The organism is Shinella sp. GW821-FHT11G07 (assembly GCF_058808115.1).
In genome coordinates, this window is record NZ_JBXARJ010000039.1 from 1 (window position 1) to 1272 (window position 1272).

Annotated in this window: 1 protein-coding gene; it reads right to left on the reverse strand. The window is 57.3% G+C overall.

Annotated elements, in window-relative coordinates; translation table 11 throughout:
• Nucleotides 1-18: 18 nt before the first annotated feature.
• A protein-coding gene (locus tag AC1RT2_RS32155) for an IS3 family transposase (RefSeq protein ID WP_493108499.1) occupies nt 19-1208 on the reverse strand; the annotation gives its coding sequence in 2 pieces (ribosomal slippage) (nt 19-959 and nt 959-1208; 1191 coding nt in all).
• Nucleotides 1209-1272: the final 64 nt, after the last annotated feature.

A 1272-nucleotide genomic window follows, 5' to 3' on the forward strand; every position in this document is an offset into this window, starting at 1 on the left:
TGACCTTGCCCCCAAGTTTTATCCAGTTTTGAGTTCGCTCCAGCGGTTTTTGGTTTCGGTGTTTGCGGCGGTAGCGGCGGGTTGCGGTGCGGAGCCATTCCGGCTGCGCAGCACCGCATCACGTCGCGGGTTGATTGTCTGAGCGAACTCGGCCGGTGTCAGCCAGCCGAGTCCAGAGTGTGGTCGATGATCGTTGTAATCGCTGCGCCAGTTTGAAAGCGCTGATCGAGCATGGGTCAGTGACGAGAAGAGAGTTTCATTCAAGAACTCGTCTCGCAGCCGCCCATTGAAACTTTCGATGAAAGCGTTCTGGATCGGCTTACCAGGCGCAATATAATGCCAATCCACCTTGGCCCGGTCCGTCCATTGCAGGATCGCGTTGCTGGTGAACTCGCTGCCATTGTCGCTGACGATCATCTTCGGCTTGCCACGTTCCTCCATGATCCGATCGAGCTCACAAGCAACACGCAGGCCTGAAAGCGATGTATCGGCGACGAGTGCCAGGCACTCCCTGGTGCAATCGTCAACGACCGTCAGAACCCGGAACCTGCGTCCATCGGTGAGTTGATCCGAGACAAAGTCGAGGGACCAGCGATCATTGGCGGCAAGCGGGATCAGCATCGGTGCGCGTGTGCCAATCGCTCGCTTGCGGCCACCGCGCTTGCGCACTGTCAGCTTCTCTTCCCGATAGAGCCGGAAGAACCGCTTGTGGTTCACAAGGTGACCCTCGCGCCTGAGCAGAACATGAAGGCGTCGATATCCAAAGCGGCGGCGTTCATGCGCCAGCGCCTTCATCCGCTCGCGAAGGTCATGGTCATCGCTGCGCCTGGTTTCGTAACGGATTGTCATCCGGCAAAAGCCGATGGCTTTACACGCCCGCCGTTCGCTCATCTGGTGGTGATCCATCAGATGAGCGACAGCTTTCCGCCTTGCTGCGGGCGTCACCACTTCTTTCCCAACAAGTCTTTCAAAGCCGCATTGTCGAGCATCGCATCTGCCAGGAGCCGTTTCAGCTTCGTGTTCTCGTCTTCCAGCGTCTTCAGCCGCTTGGCTTCGGATACGTCCATGCCGCCGAATTTGGCCTTCCATTTATAGATGCTGGCATCGCTGACGCCGTGCTTGCGGCAAAGCTCCGAGACCGGCGTACCAGCCTCGTGCTCCTTCAGAATGCCGATGATCTGTTCGTCTGTGAAACGGTTGCGCTTCATTCCCTGGTCCTCTCAATGGGCCAGAGCTTACTTCAAAATGGATTATTTCAACGGGGCAAGGTCA